Consider the following 21,153-nt stretch of genomic DNA (forward strand, 5'->3'; position numbering starts at 1 on the left):
AGCGGTGATAAAATGAATCCGCTTCGGATAAGGGTTGATCAATAAATGAACACCACAACACTCGGATATGACGAGCGGCTGCCGCTGTATCAGCGCCTCAGAGAAGAAATGTTGGCCAAGATTGCTGCTGGCGAATGGACCCCTGGTGCGCCTATTCCCACAGAGGCGGAGCTGACACGGCATTACGGCGTGGCCATCGGCACGGTGCGCAAAGCAGTGGATACATTGGTCAACGAGGGGCTTTTGTTGCGCAGTCAGGGCCGTGGCACCTTTGTGCGGCGCCCGAATTTCGAAACCTCGCTGGCTCGTTTCTTTCGCCAAGTCAATGCCGGAGGCCGGCGCGAAATTCCCACTAGCCGTATCCTCTCCAAAACCCTTCGAACACCGTCGAAGACGGTTACCAACGTGTTAGGGCTGGGCGAGGGTGAGCAGGTCGTGTACATGGAGCGCTTGCGTATGGTCGAAGGCCGCACATTGTTTCACGAGGACATCTGGCTATCCGCCAGCCGCTTCGGTGCCTTGCTGGAAATCGACTCGACGAGCTTCGGCGAACTGCTCTATCCGCTCTATGAAAAGCAGTGCGGCCAATGCATCGCTTCGGCCAAGGAAACCCTCACGGTTGGCGCGGCCGACAAGGCCATGGCTGAAACCCTGTCGATCGAGGTCGGCGCACCGGTGGTCAGCATTGAGCGCACGGCGCTGGGCTATGACCGGTCCCCGCTTGAATACCGCCTGTCCCGTGCCGCAGCAGGCGGGTTCCGGTATCAGATAGAGATTTCTTGAGGCTTATGCACGGTATCAACACCCTCGTGTACGAGTAGCCTGCTGCGAGCGCCCGCTTTGGGTCGTAGCAGCCAGAGGGGTGAATGGCTGTTTGCTGATTTTTGGCTGTTGCCACTGGCCGGCATCCGGGTCCATGTGTTCGAGCATAACCTGCGCGCCGTTCATATCGAGGTAGGCAAATTTATCGTGCAAATATAGTGCTTATTGCGGCCCGGCAACTTTCCCACTAGAGCCCACATATGCCCCAGGAGGCCCCGTGGCGTCTTACAACCTCAGGCAACTTAAGTATTTCACGGCGGTGGTGGACTGCGGCAGTGTGGCGGAGGCGTCTCGCAAGTTGTATATCGCCCAACCCTCTGTATCCACTGCCATCCGCCAGCTTGAAGAAAGCTTTAACGTGCAGTTGTTCATCCGCCAGCATGCCCAGGGCATGGCCCTGACGCCCGCCGGTAGCCGGTTTTATCGCAAGGCGGTGGAGCTGTTACGCATGGCCCATGAGTTCGAGCAGAACGCACTGGCGGACAATGACATTGTGGCCGGGCAAATCGACATAGGCTGCTACGAAACCGTGGCGCCCTTGTATATGCCGATGCTGATCGAGGGGTTTCGGGCCAAATGGCCGGGGGTGGAGATTCGTATTCGGGACGGTGAGCAGCAGGAACTGGTACAGGCGTTGACCGGTGGCAGTATCGACCTGGCGGTATTGTTCGAGCATGAGTTGGATTCGACTATTGAAACCGCGCCATTGATGGCGCCGCGTCAGCCGTATGCGCTCTTGCCAGCGAACCACCGCTTTGCGTCTCAAGATAAGGTCTCTTTGCAAGAGTTGGCGTTGGAGCCGATGATCCTGCTGGACACCGCCCCTAGCCGTAGTTACTTCGTAAGCATCTTCACCGAGCGCGGGCTGAACCCGCATATCACCTTTAGCTCGCCGTCGATCGAGATGGTGCGCGGCATGGTGGGGCAAGGCTTTGGGTATTCGATCCTGGTCACTCGGCCGTTTTCCGATTACACCTACGACGGCAAGCCGCTGGTGTGCACTCCCCTGGCGGAGCAGGTCACCGGGTCTGGCTTGGCCGCCGCGTGGCTGAAACGCTCGCAACTGACCAAGCCCGCGCAGTTGTTCGTGGAGCACTGCATTGCCGAGCTTGACCACCGCACGCCATAAACGCCTGATGAATTACGCGGGTGCATCCAGGCAGAAGTGCAGTACCCGTTTTAGCATCGCGTCACAGGCCTCGAGTTGCGCGGTGCTCACGAACTCATCCGGCTTGTGCCCTTGCTCCATGCTGCCGGGGCCGCACACCACGGTGGCGATGCCCAGTTGATCGAACAGCCCGCCCTCGGTGCCGAAGGCAACGGTGCCGAACTCACTTGAGCCGCAGAACTGCGCGATCCAGTGCGCGGCCTGGCTGTTTGCCGCCGTGGCCAGGCCGGGGTAACTGGACAGTTCGCTGAACTGAATACCGCTTTGGCCGCTCACCGCGCGCATGGCCGGCAATAGGGTGTGGGTAGCGTACTGTTCCAGTTGTTGGGCGACCTGCCACGGGTCCATGGCGGGAAGGGCGCGCACCTCGAAGTCGAAGCGGCAATCCTCCGGCACGATATTCAACGCCTTGCCGCCACTGATGGTGCCGGTTTGCACGGTGGTAAAAGGCGGGTCGAAACGCTCATCCTGGTGCTCGGGCGCTTTGAGGGCTTCGCCCAGGCGGCTGAGTTCGACGATCAGCCGCGAGGCATATTCAATGGCATTGACGCCCTGGGGGGTATACGCCGAATGGCAGGCGGCCCCATGAACATGGCAGCGCATGGCAAGTTTGCCTTTGTGGCCAAGCACCGGCTTGAGCTCGGTGGGCTCACCGATCACGCACAGCAGGGGTTTAACCGGGCGCGCGGCGAGGGTTTCCAGCAACGAGCGCACGCCCAAACAGCCCACTTCTTCGTCGTAAGACAGCGCGATATGCACAGGCCGGCGTAGGTCAGCAGCTACCAGCGCAGGCACCAACGCCAGCACGCAGGCAATATAGCCTTTCATATCGGCGGTGCCGCGGCCGTACAGCTTGCCGTTTTGCTCGGTCAGCGCGAAAGGCGGAACACTCCAGGCTTGGCCGTCCACTGGTACCACATCGGTATGCCCCGATAACACGATGCCTGGCACACCGGCCGGGCCCAGGGTGGCGAGCAGGTTGGCCTTGCTGCCATCGCTGTTGTAGATCAGCTCGCAAGCCACACCCTGCTCGGCTAAATAGGCCTGCACGAACTCAATCAGCGCCAGGTTGGACTCACGGCTGGTGGTATCGAAGGCCACCAGCCGTGCTAGCAGCTGGGCGCTGGTCATCGGTCATCCCCCGGCACGCCGTACCCAGGCGCCTTGGCGGGGTTCAGGGCGCGGTCGATGTAGTCCTGCATTTGCGGGCGGTAGGCGCGCCAGAGTTTGCCCAGTTCTTCGATGGGGCAGGCATCGGTCCAGTCTACCCGCAGGTTAACGATAGGCCAGGTTAAATCGCCCACTACTACCAGCGCGGCGGAATGCACCGGCCCGGCTTCACCGCCTTCCGCGAGCCCGGCGTGCATCGCCGCCAGCAAACGGTCCGCCAGTTGGCCTTCGGCTTGCTCGAAAGCCCGCACCATCGCTTCCACAACCCCAGGGCTGGTCAACATATTGCCCGCCGCCACGCACTGCTTACCGCTAAGTGCATTGTGTACGCCCAGGGTTTCAGTGCCGCTGAAGTGCGCTGTACGGCCTTGGGCGTCGATGGCGGTAATCTGCCGATACTGGCTATAACCGTTGCGGGTCAGGGCCTCGTCCAAGGCTTGCTCCGGTGCTAGCCCGGCTTCCAGCAAATTCAAAGTGTCTGGCCCCAGGGCGGGGAGGGTAATGTTCTGGGAAGACACCGCCCCTACGCCTGGGCGCAGCCAAGGGCAGCGCGCGCCAACCGCGATGCTGGAGGAGCTGATAGCGATCCCGAGCTGGCCCGAGTCTGGGCAGCGAGCCACGATGGAAAATGTCATAGCGTGCCCTCAGTCCGGGATTACAGCGATTACGTCGATTTCCATCAGCCACTGGGGCTGCGCCAAGCCAGCTACCACCAAGCCGGTGGAAATGGGGAATACCCCCTTCAGCCACTTGCCCACCTCGCGATACACCGGCTCGCGGTAGCGAGGGTCGGTGATGTACGTGGTGGTTTTCACGATATGGGAGAGGTCGCTACCGGCTTCTTCAAGCAGTTGCTTAACGTTCTTCATGGCTTGATCGGCCTGGGCCGCGGGGTCCCCAAGGCCCACCAGGTTGCCTTGGAAGTCCGTTCCCACTTGGCCGCGCACATACACCGTATTGCCCGCGCGCACGGCTTGGCACAGGTCGTTATCCAAGCTCTGATTAGGGTAGGTCTCCTTGGTGTTGAACATGCGAATGCGGGTATGGGTAGGCGTAGACATGACAGTCTCCTTAAAGGGGGAAGGTGATCAGGCAGTAACCTTGGGAGTGTAAGCAGCAGCCTGGAGTGTAGTGGGCGCCTGGTACTGCTGATAGGCGCGCTGGGTGGCGATATGGCCAGCCACATGCTTGGCGTCGTGCCATACGCCCCAAATGAACGCCGAGCCACGGCGGGACAGCCACGGCAGCCCCACGAAGTACACGCCCGGCTCACTGGACACGCCGCGCTGATGGCGGGGCTTGCCCTTGGCATCCAGGGCATCGACCTGCAGCCAGCTGTAATCCGTGGCGTAACCGGTCGCCCAAATGATCGAGGTCACCCCGGCCTGCGCCAGGTCCAGCGCTTGCAAGGGGTGAGTGATGCATGCGGCATCGGCCACGCGCTCACGGGCGCTCGGCTCCAGGGGCAGGTCCAGGCCGTTGCGTTCGATATAGGCATCGGCTGCATCCAACAGGCTTAGGTAGTTCTGGTCCCCGCGGTCGAGGTTTTCGTTCAGGTCCTGCTTGAAGGTCACGGTAGTGCCTTCGAAGGCCTCGGTCAGCCCTACCAGGGTCACGCCGGTTTGCGCCAGGCGGCGGAAGTCCACCGTATGGCCACCCCGGGCGCCGCTCACCGCGATGGTCACGTGCTCACGGCCAGGCTGCATGGTTTCGGTGTCCCACAAACCCAACACGCCCAGCCACCAGCAAAAATCCCGGCCCCGGTAGGCGCGCGGTGGCCGATCATGGGGGCCCACGGAGAGGTACACCTGCTTGCCCGCGCGGTTCAACTCATCGGCGATCTGTACCCCAGAAGAGCCCGCCCCCACCACCAGCACAGCCCCCTCGGGCAATTGTTGTGGGTTGAAGTAGTGCGCCGAGTGAAGCTGATGCAGCTCAGGGTTATAGGGCGCAATGGCAGGTATCACTGGCTTTTGGAACGGCCCGGTGGCAACTACCACCCGTTGAGCCTGGATCGTGCCCTCGGACGTTTCCACGCTAAAGCCGGTGGTGCCACTGTTGCGGGTAACCCGCTTCACGTCTACGCCTGTACGGATGGGCGCGCCGATTTGCTGCGCATAGGCTTCAAAATAGGCGGCAACTTCGTCCTTTTGGGCAAAGGCATCCGGGGGCATGTCGAATTCACGGCCAGGGAAGCGGTCGTGCCAGGCCGGCCCGTTGGCGACCAACGAATCCCAGCGGCCCGTCCGCCAGGCCTCGGCGATACGGCTGCGTTCCAGCACCACATGCGGTACACCCTGTGAACTCAAGTGTTCGCTCATGGCCACACCTGCCTGGCCAGCACCTACAACAAGCGTATCGATTACCGTGTTATCTAATGACATAGCGCGTGTCCTTCAACCGAGCAATGGCAGGGGTAGGGAGTTGTAGCCTGTACCTGCACCCTAAAGAGCCGCCCGTTATTTTTAAATAAGTATTAAACGTGCAGCTGACCATCATTTTCCGATGCAGCCGCGGAACATTTTTTTGCTGTTATGTGCTAGCGATACTTAAACGGCGGTATGGCTGCCCATGCTGGTTTGCCGACGGCGATACGCGCTGTCGCGGCTGGCCAGCCAATAATAAAGTGGGGAGGTAACCACCAGGCCGACCAGCCAGGACAAGTCCGCCCCATTGATATAGGCCGATACTTGGCCTACATACAACGGCGTATTCATAAAGGGGATTTGCACGATGATACCGATGGCGTAAGCCAACAAGGCTTGAGGGTTATAACGCCCATACAGCCCACCATCCACGCGGAAGATAGAACCAATGTCGTACTTGCCTTTATGAATGGCATAGAAGTCGATCAAGTTGATCGCCGTCCAAGGCACCAGCACCACCAGCAACGCCAACACCAGGTCGATAAAGTGCCCGATAAAGTCCGCCGCCGCCGACACTGCCATTACACAGCAGGCTCCCAATACCAGCACAGACAGCACCGCACGGCTGCGCGCAGTAGGGATCCAGCGCCAGGCAAAGGTTTGTACCAGGGTGATCACCGACAGCACCGCGCCATACAGGTTAAGGGCGTTATGGCTGATCACGCTGAGCAAGAACAACACCAGCATCAAGGGCCCAATCGCGCCCGTAGCCTGCTTTACGGCATCCATGGTGTCCGCGCCAGCCGGCACCGCCAATACCGCCACCGCCCCGAAGATAAACGCCAGGCTGGAGCCCAGGGTCGAGCCCAGATAAGTCGCCCAAAAGGTTGACGCGACCGGCACATTGGCTGGCAAATAACGGGAATAGTCAGACACATAGGGCGCAAAGGCGATTTGCCAGAGCGCGGCCAGCGATACCGTGGCCAACCAGCCCGATACATTGAAGCCGCCCCGGGTAAGGAAATCATCGCTCTGGATATGCGTGAAGATATAGCCAAACCCCACCGCAATACCAATGCCCAGCACCCAGGTACCGATCCGGTTAAGCACATGGATAAAGCGATAGCCGATAATGCCGATGATGCCCGAGCCCACCGCGCCAATCACAATCCCCACAGGCACCGGCACGCTGCTGGTAACCCCATGCAAGGACTTACCCGCCAGCACGATGTTCGAAGCAAAGAACCCGATGTACATCACCCCTGCGATCACCACCACCAGCAAGGCCCCAAGGGAGCCAAACTGCGCGCGGCTTTGAATCATCTGCGGGATGCCCATCTGCGGGCCCTGGGCAGAATGCAGGGCCATCAACACGCCCCCGATCATATGCCCTACCAGAATCGCAACGATGCCCCACACCAGGTTCAAATGAAAAAGCTGAACACCCAGCGCGCCCGTGACAATAGGCAAAGGCGCGATATTACCGCCGAACCACAGTGTAAACAGGTCACGCACGTTGCCGTGCCTGTCCTCGGGCGGTACATAGCCGATGGTGTGCTTTTCAATCAGCGGCGCCTGCAACGGCGCTTGATTCGCGGGATTAGCCATAGTGTCTCCAGTCGTGAATAGGCTGAACCACAGTGCTTCCCCACCCATGCAGGAAGAAGCGATCAACAGCTGGAAGGTACACTCGCCATGTTCAACCCGATTGGATCAAAGATGGCTATGTTCTGGAGGAACACCGCTGCCGCCAGGCCTTGAAGCGGCTGGCTGACAAGTAACTCCCTCACGGCTGTTATAGTTGTGATCCGGGGCAGTTAAAGTGATATCGGCCGGGCATTCTCTGATGCCCTGAGCCCTACTAATGGTGCGACTGGAATGACTGGCCAGCGCGCTAAGGATGATCTTGCAGGAATGTGGGGCCGGGGAGAATTAGTAAAAAGGTTGTCTGGGGGAAGGAAAAAGCTTTGGGGGGTAAAACCGGAGTGGATTGATCCGAGCAACGACTTCGAGCATTTCAATAGCGTATGTGCGCCTCAGACGCGCAGCACCTTGTCGCGGAGCATTTCATTGGCGAGGTTGGCCCCTCGAGCATTTCCCAAGCGGGCTGCGTCTATAAGGGCCAGGTATTCGTATAGGTGCGGATCTTTTTTTGCTACGCCAGGCACAGTCCTGAACAGGGGAGTGATGGCTTGGCCCTTGCGATCTCCATAGGCGTCAGGCCATACACAGATAAGGTCGCCGCCGCTCATTAGCCTCCCTTGCAAGGCCGGGGCAGAAAAGCCGGTAGGGATCCCTCTAACGATTTCGGCTGGCCTTACGGGGAACACGTAGCGCAAGCCGTGCTCAATGAAACCCAGCAATGCCCTACGGTTGACCCGTGGCAACTGAGAAATCGGATCTACACACAATAGCCCTACCTGCTGGCAGCGTTTTAGGGCCGCAGCGATTCGGTTTTGCTTATGCCCAGGGATGCCTGCAGCGCTCGAACGGAGTAGGTGCTGCGTTCAACGCGAGCATCTTGGCCCCAGTTACCTGCCTGGCCTTGCTGGTAGCTCGATGGGGAGGTATGGCCGTAAGCAATCGGTGCCTCTACTTCGTTATCGAGTCTCTGCTGAAGGCACTTACGCTGTTCGAGGCAGATCAATTTGATTAGCAGGAATACGTCTTGGCTTTTCATGGCTATCTTGTGTAACGCCTGTCCTTTGTCCTGGGACTAAGGACAGTTTTAGTGTTGGACCGTGATGACTGTCAACTGACCGGGCATAAGCAAATGCCGCTGGGACCAGTGGCGCACCAGGGAGCGCTTTTCTGCCAGCGTGATGGCTCCCCTACCGATAATGAAGGTCCAAGCTGTCAGGGCAGCTTTAGCCTTGAGAAACAAGGGTTGACCAGCACTGGGAGGGCTGACCATGATTGTTGTACATATCGACTGTATCCACGCTGGCGTTGCAGCTGCGGACCACGAGAATTTTATCGGTAGAATGAGGGCGTGTTATGAGCGCTATTCTTGCAAGCGTTATCATCTGCGCATAGGAAAAAGTTTGGTATGGCGTTTGACCTGACTAACACCCTGGTAGTGGGCATCTCGGCCACCGCTTTATTCGATATGAGCGAGTCCGATCAGATGTTCAAGGCAGCGCTGGAAGCTGATCCAGAAAGCGTGATCGACAACTATCGTCGCTATATGCAGGAGCGTGAAGACGAACCACTGGCGCCGGGTACGGGTTATCACTTGGCCAAGGCGCTGCTAGCACTAAATCGGTACATAAAAGCCGGCGAGACCGCCCCGCTGGTCGAGGTGGTGGTAATGTCGCGTAACAGCCCGGATACGGGCATCCGCGTGCTTAAGACCATTCGCCGCGACCAGTTGGCAATTACTCGCTCGGCGTTTACTGGCGGTGAGTCGGTAGCCGACTATATGGATGCTTTTGATGTTGACCTGTTCCTGACCACCAATGTGGAGGACGCGCAGAAGGTCATCGACTCTAAGCAGTGCGCAGCGGCGATTCTCAAGGCGCCGCCAACCAACGCGCCGCAAATCCCCGAAGGTCAGGTACGTATCGCCTTCGACGGTGACGCCGTGTTGTTCTCTGACGCCAGCGAGCTGGTTTACAAAGCCCAGGGGCTGGATGCCTTTCAGGCGCAGGAAGATGCACTGCAACATACGCCTATGGAGGAAGGGCCCTACGCTAGCCTGCTGAAAAAACTCGCCAAGTTGCAGGACCGTTTGCCGACCGGCGCAAAGGACTCACCAATTAGGATTGCAATTGTAACTGCACGGAATTCCCCATCAGAAATGCGCGTAATCAATACCTTGCGCGAGTGGGGCGTATACGTTGACGAAGCCTTCTTTCTTGGCGGTGTAGGCAAACCCAAGGTGCTCAGGGCTTTCAATCCGCATATCTTCTTCGACGACCAAGATGTGCACCTGGACGGTGCTGCCAATCTGGTACCCTCCGGCAAAGTCCCCTATTTGACTAGGCAGGAACCGGTGGCTTTGGTACCTGGCCCGGTTGAATGAGCTCACTCTCTTTATATACAAAGGAATGTTCATGTCAGCGCAGAAGTACTCTGTTAATCAACACCTGATCGAAACCCTGCTGAGCTGGGTTAAATCTGGTGAAATCGCTATTCCAGAAATTCAACGCCCCTTTGTATGGGATGCCAGCAAAGTGCGCGACCTAATGGACAGCCTATATCAGGGCTTTCCGGTGGGTTACATCATTGCTTGGCGCAACCCGACCGTGAAATTGAAAGACGGCTCGCTGGCCGAAGGCAAAAAGATACTAATCGACGGCCAGCAGCGGGTAACGGCCTTGACGGCTGCCATCGCTGGGCAGCGGGTGATCAATCAGGATTACCAGCAGGTGCGTATCCGAATTGCCTTCCACCCCATTGAGGAGCGCTTTGAGGTTAGCAACCCGGCTATTGATAAAGACAAGGCTTGGTTCGCTGATATTGCGCCCATCGTCAGCGGTGAGCTGAAGGCGCATAAGGTAGGACGCGACTACCTAAACCTGAATCCTGATGTAGATGAAGACCTGCTCTATGAGCGGCTGGATAGGTTGTGCGATATCACCAAAAAGCAAATCGGGTTGATTGAGCTAGCTGCGAATTTGGAAATAGACGTAGTTACCGAAATCTTCATTCGAATCAATTCCAAGGGGGTAGTGCTAAGCCAGGCGGATTTCGTCATGTCGAAGATCGCCGCCAACGAGGAGTTCGGCGGCAACACGCTGCGCAAAGTCATTGACTACTTCTGTCACTTGTCAATCGCGCCCGAATTCTATGCTCACATCGAGAACAACGATAAGGCCTTTGTAGAGACTGACTACTTTCGCACTATGCGGTGGTTGAAGGGTGAGAGCGACGACTTGTACGACCCCAGCTATTCAGACATGCTACGCGTCGCTTTCACCACCAAATTCAATCGTGGACGGCTGTCAGATTTGGTCGGCCTTCTCTCCGGTCGTAACTTCGAGACACGCAGCTATGAGAAGGAAATCGAAGAAGCTTCCTTTAAAACGTTGAGCGAAGGGGTTAGGGAGTTCATTAACGAAACGCACTTCAAGCGCTTCCTAATGATCATTCGCTCGGCCGGTTATGTAGATAGCTCCATGATCGGTTCGGTCAATGCGCTTAACTTTGCTTACGTCCTATACCTGAAACTCAAACGCGACTTGGGCAATAACCCTAATATCGAAAGCTGGGTACGCCGCTGGCTTGTAATGTCGCTATTAACTGGACGCTACTCGGGCTCGCCAGAGTCGCGTTTCGACAAGGACATCAAGGCGATTCATGAGCGGCAGTTCGATGATGTGCTAGGTGAAATCGAGGCTGCCGAGCTTTCTGACGCTTTCTGGGGTTTCGGCCTGCCGCAGGCGTTGACTACGTCCTCCGTCAACGCGCCTGCTATCAAGGTGTTCTGGGCCGCGCAGGCCAACCGCGGTGACAAGGGCTTCCTGTCCAAGGAAATCACGGTGCGAGATATGCTTACGCATCACGGCGATATTCACCACATCTTCCCTAAGAATTACCTGAAGCAACAAGGCCTGCAGCGAAGTAAGTACAACCAGGTAGCTAACTATGTGTACATACAGCAGGAAGTGAATATCAAGATCGGCCACACCGCTCCGGCAGCCTATATGGCTGATGTGCTAACTCAGTGTGACAGCGGCGTAGCGCGCTATGGAGCAATCACCCGCTTGGAAGATCTCAAAATCAACCTGGCCGCCAACTGCCTCCCAGAAGACCTGGCCGCTTACCAACCCGAGCGATTCGAAGCCTTCCTTGCTGAACGTCGCCGACTGATGGCACAGAAGATCAAGCAGTATTATTGGAGGTTGTGAGAGAGTCTTCAGAAGGATAGGCACGTGCTGGCTGCTTTCGATGGGTATGCTGTTCGCCTCTCAGTTCCTATACGTGTGCTCATTGGAACGGCTGAATCGGAAGTCACGCATGCCCTATCGAAAGTGAGACGTTGATAATTGTGTAATGTAATAAGCAGTTTTCCGGATCCATCAAAAAGCAAGAAACTCTCTGGTTACACATTTATGATTATGTCGGCAGGGATGGGGCGACTGCTTTTTAAGTATTGATAAAATACGTTATCAAGAGTTTTCAGTCGGCAGCGTCAAAAAAGCGTTTTGGGGGAGGGAAGGGGATCATGAGCACGCTAACGGTGCACAAAGGGGATGGCGAGCGTCGATTGACCGCGGTCGAGTTCCAGCACCTGGCCGCGGTACCGGCCGCGGTGGAATGGTTTGCCAACATCGATAACCCACGCACGCGTCGTGCCTACCAAAACGACCTGGAAGACTTCTGTTCCTTTATAGGGTTGGCCACTGCAGACGAGTTTCGGGTGGTGACGCGCTCTCACGTCCTGGCCTGGCGTGCCCAGCTGGAGCACCGGGGCCTGGCCGGGGCCACCATCAGGCGCAAACTCGCTGCGCTGGCCAGCCTGTTCGACCATTTGCTGGAATGCAACGCGGTCGCCGGTGGTAACCCGGTGCACGGGGTCAAACGGCCCAAGATCGAGACCAACGAAGGTAAGACCCCGGCCCTGGGCGATCACCAGGCAAAGGCGTTGTTGGAAGCACCGGACGTGGCCACGCTAAAGGGGCTACGGGATCGGGCCATTCTAGCCGTGCTGCTCTACCACGGCCTTCGGCGGGAAGAGGCAGCACAGCTGGGCGTCAGCGATATGCTGGAGCGGCGCGGGATCAAGCACCTGCTGATTCACGGCAAGGGCGGAAAGGTGCGTTATCTGCCCCTGCACCCGGTAGCCGCTGACCGCATCCACGATTACCTGGAGCGTTCGGGGCATCACCTGGTCACGCCGAAAAGCCCGCTGTTCCTGCCGCTACGCGGCGCCATAGATCGAGGTGGCATTACCGCCGATGGCATCTATAAAGTAGTGGAAGCCTATGCCAAAAAGGCCGGCATCGAGGTCGCCGGCCTGGGCGTACATGGCCTGCGGGCAACAGCAGCTACCAATGCCCTGGAGCATGAGGCGGACATTGCCAAGGTCCAAGCTTGGCTGGGGCATGCCAACATCAGCACGACCAGGATCTATGATCGACGGCAGAATCGGCCGGAGGATTCGCCAACTTATAAAGTCAGATACTGAACATTCTTGCTCTCGAGACGGCGCGTCGGATGCTATACGCAAATATGCGATGACGCAGTGGGAGGTGGCCTCACCCCTTAGTGTGTGCCCTATCATACTGACTAAGGCTCTCAGACAGGTGCCTAGCATGATGGTGTTCAGCACCTCATATCAGAGTAATCGTCGCCTAAGCTCCGTAGAGGGTATATTGGCAACCTCCCACGCTTGACATTAAGCAACATTAGTAAACTTCTTTCAACTCTTTTTTCTCAAGCATGTTCAACAAGTCAATTTCAGTCCAGCTGATGAACCACGGCATCGCTAGTGATTTTTTTAAGAATCCTGATATCTGCTGATCAGTAGGGGGGGTTTGACCTAAGTCTCGATAAAGGCGTTTTATATATTTGGCCTTCCTTGCCTCATCTAAATATGGGCAAGCGATAGAATCTAAGAGTATGCAAGCTTTCTCCGCATAAATTGGGACATCAGAAAGATCACGAAGATAGAAATCTATCTTCCGCTCAATTAACGCTTTTGTTTCACTATAAGAAACTATATCTTTAATATAGTACAAGCAGCTCATCAAGTCATAATAAGAGCTTTGAGAGTTTAACAATTCATTTAATATTTGAGAGGGCAGCATACAATCCGCGCCAAGCTCAGAACTAGCAAGAACAATATTGATAGCCTCTAGGTAAACAAAATTCTTAGTAGAGGATTTGAAATATATTAGATCTCTGCTCAATAGCTGTAATGTAAGCTCATAAATTCTCTGGGTGATTGTAAGATAATGCGAAGGAAGATAAACCTTGGTAAACCTGGCTATCAAAATGATAGATATGGACAATTTATACGACGCGCTTACCGATGGCGCTGTCGTATAAAAAAAATACAACACCTCTACCAACGCGCCCAAAGCATCCGCATAGTATTCAGGATTTTCAATATCAGCCAAAGACTTAACATTTATTATTTTCTTTATTCGGTTCGTAACCGCAGATATTATATAAGCTGATACTGAATCATAATCAACCTGGTTAGATGAACATATGGTCTTGACAGCATCAATAAAGCTTTTAGTTAGCTTCCGAGAGTTGAAAATTCTTTTAGGAATTAGACGATCGTTATTTTCGCGAGACTCAAGAAAATTATTACTGAAATTGTTTATAGCTACGTTGGACTCAGTTATTACACGTGACTTTGTTGAAAAGAAAGGTCTTGAATATTCTACGACTTTATTTTGATTTACATGCAAGTTGTAGCTATTCAGCTCCTCTGTATATATCTCGGCTATTAAACGCGAATGCTCTTTGGTCTTTGCAAAAATGAAGATATCATCCACATACCTTCTTATCGTGTAATCATGCCCATTTTTTGAAGGGTTATTTAAACCCAATAAACGTTGTTCAACATTCAAATCTATCCTCTGGAAAATTACCTCTGAAAAAATCCTGCTAATTTCCGGCCCAATCAACACACCATTCGTTTCGTTGTGGTTCGATTGCTGCATCAAACTATCAAAGAATTGTCCAAATGTAGATGTAATTTTTAGATTATTTTTCGTATTTTCTTTTGATTTAGTTGCCCATGCTATGGAGTGAGTATAGATACTGTCAAAGCACTTTGATACATCAAGACTCAAAAATACCCCATAGTTTTTCTCAATATTTAGAAAATCACGGGAATTATAGAATTTGAACAGTCGATCATGACCTCTATAAGTGAAAAATGAACTACTATGCTTGGCAACTTGATCCGTGCCCAATGTACTTACACTGCTGCGTTTGAATTCACTAATATTTTCCCAGGTATTCTTGTAAAAAAAAGTGCTAGCTATTTTATATGGCGCACGAATTGAGAATTGGCTTCTATCACAAAAATGGCAAATCAGGCGCGAATATTTTTTATAAAAATCCACAAATCTAAATTGAGATGCGGGATGAATTATAGCCAGTGTGCGAAACTCAGTCGTGCTTTTTCTTATTTTATACTTATAAGGAATAGTAGGCTTAGGATTTTGCTGACTTATTAACCTGTTCACTATAAAAACAAAAATCTCGTTTTTATAGTCACTCTGCAGATTCTTCAATAAGCCGTCGTTTGAATGGACAAGAGGTGTCTCATACGGCAAAGTTTCAGTAACAAGAATACGAAGATAATCGTCTTTCCTAATCTTTTCTCGAATAATTTTATTTGGCATATTTCCAGCACCGATGAATTTCCGCGAGCCGTGACTCAGAAAAGTGGAGGTAGATTTTTTGGGAGTGCCCTCGGATGAAGCTCCATTGCATCAGCTTTCGCCTTTGTAGTGTACTAGTTTTTGTAAAAAAGCTGTCGCTCACCTTCCCCCAACCCGATGTCACAACTTTCTTTAAATAGGTATCAAGCTCTAACAGTGCCTTAGATTTTTCTGAAACAACTCGATGGTAGTTATGGTAGATTCCCGCCAGTCTTTTCCGATCCCTATCAGCATCAATCACACTAAAATTTGAGCATAAAAAAGAAATCCTGTTTACAAGTAAATCATAGTCGCCATCTTTTGAGTATGCAATCAAACTTTTAACTATCCGAGTTTTAATTTTTTTTATCTTGCTCGGTGCGATATCTAACTCTACCTGTCGTATTTTTTTTCCATCATTACTGGATGGATCGGTTACTTTAAACGTGTAACCAAGAAATTCAAACTCCATGGATGGGGTTTTTTTTATAATAGATGGAGCAGACGCATTTTTTTCTTTAAAAGTACCTGACCTTTCACGTATTAGCTGTTTCTTATCGTTCAGTGTTAAACCTGAAGGGAGTGAGGATTTTATCCATTTTAGAAATTTTTTACGGTTTTCGTTGCCGCTAGTAATGACTATTATGTCATCTACATATCGCGAGAAAAAAAATACTTCTCGGTGAGTTGAAATTTTTTTGTCAAAATTATAGAGAACCAATTCTGAAATAGTCGCTGATATTGATAATCCTCTCGGTACACCTGCAAACCCTAAACCATGGTAGCTCTTAAATATCTCAAATAAATGTTGTTTCGTAAGAGAAGATAGCATTTTAATTTTTTCAACTTCTTCGAATATTGAAGAAATTGATACGGATTCATAAAAGCTTTTAATGTCTAATCTGTATACTCTATACTGTATGCCCTCAGATAGAAGAACCTCGACATTTGCTACTATAGAGTCCCTGTCTTTAGTTTTTAGCTTTGTAAGATTAACTATATTAGAATTTATCTTTCGAAAAATCAGCTCATCAGAAAAATCTCTAATTTTATAAACTGTTTTCCCATGAAGCGAATTTATTGAAAGCGCATTATAACTATTGAATCCGGTGCTTGATCGTGCGCAAGCATTATCAATATACTTCCCCCTTAAGCTTTCGTCATGCAAGGTTCTATTTTTTCTAAAATCAGATTTTCTGATTTCACGCCTTAATGAATTTCCATTAAAACTCTGATCGTACATTTGATCTCCTGGTACTAATAAAATCTACCACAGGTATAGTATGATACATAATTTTTGACGTTAAACTCGTATTCTAATTTTAATTAATCAGAGAGGATCTAACTTTACTCAATAACGACTAAAGTCGTCCAGCATGCCTGGATTACCCGAAGCTGTTGCAGTCCACCAGGGCAAAAATAGGCTCGTGCGTAGGTATGATCACGCACGCTGTAGCGCACTACACCCCAAATGGACATTTCATCGCTTTCCAGGATGAACTGCAGGGGGTAGGCCGGGTTTTCGGACTGAAGGATGACTTCGGTGCCCTTGCAATGCAGCCGCTTACACACGGGCTCACCGTTGAGTGCGGCAATCACAATATCGCCATACCTGGCCTCCCGGCCTCGGTCCACAATCACCAAGTCACCGGAAAACAAGCCGGCACCGTTCATGCTGTCGCCCTCTCGACCTTCACAAGGTACACATGCTGTGCGCGCAGGTCGAACAGCTCATCCAGGGAGATGTGTTTTTCAAGGTGGTCTGTTGCCGGTGACGGAAAACCCGTGGGCACCTGGCACGCATAAAACGGCAAGAGAAGGAACGAAGGACTCATGCGGCCAAGGATGGAAAGTGACATCGTTAATCGTCCTGGAGAACGGTCCAGAAATCTGGATATGGTTACGATCAAAGAGTTGAGCAATTGACTGCAGCGAATCGCCCGCACGCCATCGCTCCCACATAAAGGCCTTTTGTGTATCGGTGTAGTAAATTCGAGGCCGCTGCTTCATGGAGAAACTCCTTTCTTCCTAATGCATCTTGGGCCGTTGCATTCACCGGTTGAATCCACAGCCATGAGCGGCCATTCGCCCACGACTGTCTTCTGTCCGGTCAGCGCCTACCTCGCTTCGATCAACGGCTACGCATCATCTCCCTCACCGAAAACTGTGAATGCCTCTACAAGTGTCGCTAGGGTGATATCGTGACGAATTTCCTCAATGCTAGATTGCGGGCCCGCAGTGAAATTAGAGCGCAACTTTTCGCAGTGCTTATAAGTTTTGACGCGGGAGGATACAGACTTTAACTGGCGCAGAATTGCATGATGCCGGGTATTGTCCCCAGCCCTAATCATCTGTGGGAGCATTTCAATAATTGGCCGTTTTGGAGCATCTGCTTTTTCCGACAGATGATTTTCAACTTGCCCGAGTACCCCACACAAGAACCCAAGATCAGGAGTGATACGTATTGCAAATCTACGGGCGCGTTGGGCTGTTGTTGAGCGACTCGTTTTCCGGCTGACCTGTCCCTCGTGTTTTTGGACAAAGACCAGCAACCACTCCTCGATCTCTACGAGAGATTGGCCGCCGCACCACATTGATACCAGTGTCTTAAGGGTTTTTAGTATTAGGCGAGCAGTCTCTTTTGGTTTACTAGTATTCGAATAGGCACGACCAAATACTGACTCTAAGGCCGCGCCTCTAATAAAAATGGTCAAGTCTAACGGGTGCTCGGCGATGATATCGAGAAGCCAGCTCATCCAATCGGCAGTGGAGTCGGTTTCCATTGAGGTCGCTTGTAATGCATCAACCAGCCGCTCGATCAGCCTAGGAGGAATCCCGTTGCGCACAGCGATTTCTCGCTGCCAGTCGAGAACGGGAGGATCGTCAAGTGCCTCTTCGGCCTTCTCCAGCGCTGTACGGCGCCTCTCCAGCCACTTGTCCGCATCAGCAGCACTGGCTGCTTTTTTCCGGAAATACCCCAAGGACCTTCGCACAATATCGTCAAAGCCACTTTCTCCGGTCTCTGTTACGGACGAAAGACGCCGGATCATTGCTTGCATCCTAGCGTCCAAATTAACTGAGGCTTCAACTTGATCCAAAAGCAGTTCAATTGGATCAATTATTTCCTCACAAGCGTCCTGATCGGAGAACACGGTATTCAGCACAGACTGTGGAGCAAAGGCGAGCTCGTCTGGATCAATCCGGATTGGTTGTGCCGGTACAACGATCGAGAGTCCAGTAGCCGAATAGGCGGCACGACCCGCGCGGCCTAGAGCATTCAATATTTCATGGGGTCGTAGATCGGTTCGGGGGTTGCCGTTCGGGTCATCGACAGCACTGCGGTCGGTTCCAGCCAAGACCACTACATCGCAGGGAAGGTTAAGTCCTTGTGCAATTGTCGAAGTCGCCGCAATCACATCAAGCCCCAAGGCCCCGCTTTCCCCATCCCGGCGCGCACGGAAAACACTCTCAGTGAGCCTTCTTTCCAGTGGAAGAAGATCCCCATGATGCACAGCTGCCCGCCGGAGAGTCGGATCGAAGGCTGCATGTTCCGATCCTACATCCTCTAGGATGGCGCTACGAATCTCCTCCTGCGTTTCGTCCAGCGGAACGGTTGCGGGTGTGAGGATGCTGTTGACTTCATCAGCAACACTTCCACACGCTTTGATGTCATTACAAAACACGATGACACGCTTCCCGAGCGCAGCATAGTCAGCCGCGATCTGTGCTGCGACTTGGTTGCGGTTTGAGGTCAAGTAACCATTGTCATTTAAAAGGAGCGGCGGAGTACGCTTTGTCAGAACTCGCACAACAAGCTTCTCTGGTCGCTTCGGATGCCAGCCCGAAATCAGAGAAAACAACCCCAATGGCTGAACCAAAACTCTTTTGCGCGCGGATTTCGTTGGCAGCGTGGAGGCACGCTGAACCGCTTCTTTCACATTTGAATTGTCATAGATGACGCAAGAGCGGAGCTGGCGTGTTGGCTTCCAAGGATCATCGAATGCATTGACTTCGCGCCCGGTAACATCTTTAAGCCAGCGCGCTATCTCTTCTCCGTTTGCCACCATTGCCGAAAGTAGCAGCAGATCCGCATTCGCTCGGAGTTTGAGGAAGGTGAGTAACGCCAACATTGCGTCAATCGCCCTCGCATTTATTTTGTGAGTTCTAGACGGGTCGTCCGCACCGATGAGATGGAATTCGTCGAACACCATAAGACCGACCTTTGCAAAGAGATCCGGCGAGAAGCCTAGAAGGGCCAAGCACCTTTCAGGCGTCATTACGGAGAAGGGTGGTAGCTTTTCCCCCAGCTCCTCCAGAGCAGTGTCTTCCACACTGACCGGTTCTATATCACCGATATGACCCGATAGATCCGCTTCAACTTGATCCACAAGCGCATGAGTTGGTGCCAGATAGATGACGCTTTCGCCAGCGCAGAGAGTGGCTGCAATCTTCAAAATTGAAAGCGTCGTCTTGCCTGATCCAGTGGGTGACGTCATCACCATCGATTGGCCACGATCTAGATACCCCGTGCTGATCGCCTTGAGATGATTGACCCACAAGAACGGTTTTGAACGTGCCTGAGTTTCAGTCCATTCGTTCCACGCATTTTTGTTGGCACCTAAAGGTGCTGGTAGGCGCACGAGCATCGATGCCTGGACGCCTTCTACAAGATGACTTAACAAAGTGGCGAGGTGGTGAGGACCCGCAAATTGATGGTACACTGATCCCTCAAGTTCAGAACCGAGCTCTGTTGACGAAGCTTTGGATAACTTGACGACGCGGGCAAGGCGCTTATGGATATCTTTGTTGACAGAGCCGCCAATTACGGCTTCTCTTGCTAGATCCTGAATAGCTTGCGCGCATTCTCTTAGGAGAAGGTCGGTAGCGTATTCGCGGCTATTGCTTCGTCGAATTAGATCTTGCTCAAGAGCACGGTCAATTACTGCAGTTAAGTTGCCAGTGGCGAATTCACGGAGGCTAAGGATCAGCGAACGCCTGACCGCTCTAAGCTCACCTTTAGCCCTAAGCTGCGTAGCGATTTCAGCCGCATCTGCTGCCCGATCTGCGATGAGAAAAAGAAGCGTCGCTGAGATCACCGAACCAAGGGCATCACTTGATAACAACGTGGGCTCCGATCGTGTTTCACGCGAGCGGGACAGGATCTGATGAGCGGTACCCGATACAAAAGCTGCGGCGCTTGACTGTTCCGGTCGAATATTAAGCGCAACATATGCCTCGAAGGTTGAGGCGAGCCGACGCAAGCGATCAAACACCTTCGTATTTGATCCTTCTTCAACATTCGCCGACATGAAACGCGCAGTCGCCAGTTCGATGTAGGCTTCTGTCAAAAGCTCATCAAGCGTATCAGGGTCTAGATCAGGAAGGTCAGGAGCACCTCGAAGCAGCATGCGAGAGCTTGAGTCAAACACCGGATATATCCTCCACCTTGGCGATCACTTCCTGAGCGAGGAGATCAAGACCGATACGAACATCATCAAATGGCAGAACACCTGCAACTCGTTTTTCAATTGTCCCTGTCACTATGTCGTCAAATCCTTTTACTATATGTACGAAGCTTTTTGACTTGCGTTTGTCCTCGCCGGTAGCTACAGAAACTCTGAAGTGACGAGTACCTTCCCAAAAAATTTCGTCAACTGCACTTTCAGCATCGATTGCCGGAATGCTTTTCAATAATGTTGTTAGATCAGCCAGGATCTCATCGTCACGGTCGCCGGTTATAATCGACTTAATTTCCGGCCAGACATTTCTTCTGACTAGAGGTCGCGGGTCTTCGGAAGCCTTGTCCTCACAAAGGACTACCCGTTCAATCCGCTCTTGACTCTTGTCTAACTCAATGATGAATCCGTCAAATCCCTTGTCGGCTTGCCTTACATGCGGTGAGGTCATGTAGCCATCGGGGATCGCCTGCCTGGCAACAATCCAGGAAATGTGCTGAAAGAGAAGCCCATCACGATGCCAGATTGACGTAGCGATTCGCTTCTGTGCTGCTTCCTTTTCTTTTTCTGTTCCTGACTTAGCAGCTTCAACGTCTGCTTGGTTTGGTGCCGTCAGCTTCCTGATGACATTCTCAGCAACCCTTCCCTTGAGCGAGCGGGGCCTTGGCTCTAAAGCACGGATTATCCGTTGGGCGTTTTTTTCCTGCTGCAGATACAGATAGGCCAAGATCTCGACCAGCTTTCCACGGTCGCCTTTGAAGATAGTGTAGTGGTCTACTAACCCCGGACACTTTTTTAGGCGAAAATGGTCGCCACACAGAGGTGTTCGATGAGCAGACAAC

15 protein-coding genes and 3 pseudogenes are annotated in these 21,153 nt (G+C 52.8%); 5 read left to right on the forward strand and 13 right to left on the reverse strand.

Features of this window, described 5'->3' with window-relative positions; genetic code table 11:
* Nucleotides 1-45: 45 nt before the first annotated feature.
* Nucleotides 46-783, forward strand: a complete 738-nt coding sequence (locus ACWKV4_RS19740; RefSeq protein ID WP_483833895.1) for a GntR family transcriptional regulator — start codon at nt 46-48, stop codon at nt 781-783.
* Nucleotides 784-864: 81 nt separating this feature from the next.
* Here the strand turns inward: ACWKV4_RS19740 and ACWKV4_RS19745 are convergent.
* Nucleotides 865-969: pseudogene (locus tag ACWKV4_RS19745) on the reverse strand (VOC family protein); the annotation flags it as partial.
* Nucleotides 970-1,039: 70 nt separating this feature from the next.
* Here ACWKV4_RS19745 and ACWKV4_RS19750 point away from each other — a divergent pair.
* Nucleotides 1,040-1,951, forward strand: coding sequence for a LysR family transcriptional regulator (locus ACWKV4_RS19750; RefSeq protein ID WP_483833896.1), 912 nt, complete (start codon nt 1,040-1,042; stop codon nt 1,949-1,951).
* Nucleotides 1,952-1,963: 12 nt separating this feature from the next.
* On the opposite strand, the gene argE is transcribed toward ACWKV4_RS19750, so the two are convergent.
* The 6 genes from argE to ACWKV4_RS19780 all read right to left on the reverse strand — a co-directional run bounded on the left by argE (nt 1,964) and on the right by ACWKV4_RS19780 (nt 8,206).
* The gene (argE, locus tag ACWKV4_RS19755) at nt 1,964-3,121 is read right to left on the reverse strand and encodes an acetylornithine deacetylase (protein ID WP_483833897.1); all 1,158 of its coding nucleotides are present in this window, start codon (nt 3,119-3,121) and stop codon (nt 1,964-1,966) included.
* A complete protein-coding gene (locus tag ACWKV4_RS19760) occupies nt 3,118-3,795 on the reverse strand; it encodes a DUF1028 domain-containing protein (protein WP_483833898.1) in 678 nt (225 codons plus the stop codon). The genes argE and ACWKV4_RS19760 overlap by 4 nt, the downstream gene beginning before the upstream one ends.
* A gap of 9 nt (nt 3,796-3,804) precedes the next feature.
* The gene (locus tag ACWKV4_RS19765; protein WP_483833899.1) at nt 3,805-4,221 is read right to left on the reverse strand and encodes a RidA family protein; all 417 of its coding nucleotides are present in this window, start codon (nt 4,219-4,221) and stop codon (nt 3,805-3,807) included.
* Nucleotides 4,222-4,248: 27 nt separating this feature from the next.
* The gene (locus ACWKV4_RS19770) at nt 4,249-5,544 is read right to left on the reverse strand and encodes a flavin-containing monooxygenase (protein WP_483833900.1); all 1,296 of its coding nucleotides are present in this window, start codon (nt 5,542-5,544) and stop codon (nt 4,249-4,251) included.
* A gap of 165 nt (nt 5,545-5,709) precedes the next feature.
* Nucleotides 5,710-7,134, reverse strand: a complete 1,425-nt coding sequence (locus tag ACWKV4_RS19775; RefSeq protein WP_483833901.1) for a purine-cytosine permease family protein — start codon at nt 7,132-7,134, stop codon at nt 5,710-5,712.
* 826 nt (nt 7,135-7,960) lie between these two features.
* Nucleotides 7,961-8,206 carry a hypothetical protein gene (locus ACWKV4_RS19780; protein ID WP_483833902.1) on the reverse strand — a complete coding sequence of 82 codons (246 nt, stop codon included), beginning with the start codon at nt 8,204-8,206 and terminating at the stop codon, nt 7,961-7,963.
* A gap of 369 nt (nt 8,207-8,575) precedes the next feature.
* On the opposite strand from ACWKV4_RS19780, the gene ACWKV4_RS19785 reads away from it, so the two are divergent.
* The 3 genes from ACWKV4_RS19785 to ACWKV4_RS19795 all read left to right on the forward strand — a co-directional run bounded on the left by ACWKV4_RS19785 (nt 8,576) and on the right by ACWKV4_RS19795 (nt 12,658).
* Nucleotides 8,576-9,550, forward strand: coding sequence for a 5'-nucleotidase (locus ACWKV4_RS19785; RefSeq protein WP_483833903.1), 975 nt, complete (start codon nt 8,576-8,578; stop codon nt 9,548-9,550).
* A gap of 31 nt (nt 9,551-9,581) precedes the next feature.
* The gene (locus ACWKV4_RS19790) at nt 9,582-11,378 is read left to right on the forward strand and encodes a GmrSD restriction endonuclease domain-containing protein (RefSeq protein ID WP_483833904.1); all 1,797 of its coding nucleotides are present in this window, start codon (nt 9,582-9,584) and stop codon (nt 11,376-11,378) included.
* 317 nt (nt 11,379-11,695) lie between these two features.
* Nucleotides 11,696-12,658, forward strand: a complete 963-nt coding sequence (locus ACWKV4_RS19795) for a tyrosine-type recombinase/integrase (protein ID WP_483833905.1) — start codon at nt 11,696-11,698, stop codon at nt 12,656-12,658.
* Nucleotides 12,659-12,878: 220 nt separating this feature from the next.
* Here the strand turns inward: ACWKV4_RS19795 and drt3b are convergent, their stop codons facing one another.
* The 6 genes and pseudogenes from drt3b to ACWKV4_RS19825 form a co-directional block, all read right to left on the reverse strand.
* Complete coding sequence (drt3b, locus tag ACWKV4_RS19800) at nt 12,879-14,837, reverse strand: antiviral reverse transcriptase Drt3b (protein ID WP_483833906.1); 1,959 nt, start codon at nt 14,835-14,837, stop codon at nt 12,879-12,881.
* The gene (gene drt3a / locus ACWKV4_RS19805) at nt 14,827-16,098 is read right to left on the reverse strand and encodes an antiviral reverse transcriptase Drt3a (RefSeq protein ID WP_483833907.1); all 1,272 of its coding nucleotides are present in this window, start codon (nt 16,096-16,098) and stop codon (nt 14,827-14,829) included. Before drt3a ends, drt3b begins: the two co-directional genes overlap by 11 nt.
* A 194-nt stretch (nt 16,099-16,292) precedes the next feature.
* Nucleotides 16,293-16,714: pseudogene (locus ACWKV4_RS19810) on the reverse strand (LexA family protein); the annotation flags it as partial.
* A gap of 28 nt (nt 16,715-16,742) precedes the next feature.
* Nucleotides 16,743-16,865: pseudogene (locus tag ACWKV4_RS19815) on the reverse strand (IS30 family transposase); the annotation flags it as partial.
* A gap of 128 nt (nt 16,866-16,993) precedes the next feature.
* Nucleotides 16,994-20,284 carry a DEAD/DEAH box helicase gene (locus ACWKV4_RS19820; protein WP_483833908.1) on the reverse strand — a complete coding sequence of 1,097 codons (3,291 nt, stop codon included), beginning with the start codon at nt 20,282-20,284 and terminating at the stop codon, nt 16,994-16,996.
* Nucleotides 20,277-21,153, reverse strand: an 877-nt coding sequence (locus ACWKV4_RS19825; protein ID WP_483833909.1) for a hypothetical protein, incomplete at its 5' end; no start/stop codon positions are given. The genes ACWKV4_RS19820 and ACWKV4_RS19825, both read right to left, overlap by 8 nt.

This window comes from Pseudomonas artemisiae (genome assembly GCF_057128685.1).